Below are 464 nucleotides of genomic sequence, written 5' to 3' on the forward strand. Positions count from 1 at the left end.
CCCATCGGCACATAACCCGACGTGAGGCCCTTCGCCATCGTGATCAGGTCCGGCTCGAAGCCGAAGTGCTGGTGTGCGAACCATTCGCCGGTGCGGCCGAAGCCGCCGATCACTTCGTCGGCCGCCAGCAGGATGTCGTACTTGCGGCAGATCCGCTGGATTTCCGGCCAGTACGTCGACGGCGGGAAGATCACACCGCCCGCGCCCTGGAACGGCTCGCCGATGAACGCCGCGACGTTCTCCGCGCCGAGTTCGAGAATCTTCGCTTCGAGCTGCTGCGCGCGCGCGAGGCCGAACGCCTCGGGCGTCTCGCCCGGCTGCGCTTCGCCGAAGAAATACGGTTGATCGATATGCACGATGTGCTCGACCTTCGACGGCATCTGCTCGTGCATGTAGCCCATGCCGCCGAGCGTGGCGCCCGCGATCGTCGAGCCGTGGTAGCCGTTCTTGCGCGAGATCACGTA

General features: G+C 65.7%; 1 protein-coding gene. It reads right to left on the reverse strand.

What is annotated here, in order from left to right:
- On the reverse strand, positions 1–464 hold a 464-nt coding region (locus ACM6JT_RS27175), incomplete at both ends, for an aminotransferase class III-fold pyridoxal phosphate-dependent enzyme (RefSeq protein ID WP_414857668.1).

It is taken from the genome of Burkholderia sp. IT-111MI5, assembly GCF_949752865.1.
Lineage (GTDB): Bacteria > Pseudomonadota > Gammaproteobacteria > Burkholderiales > Burkholderiaceae > Burkholderia > Burkholderia pyrrocinia_C.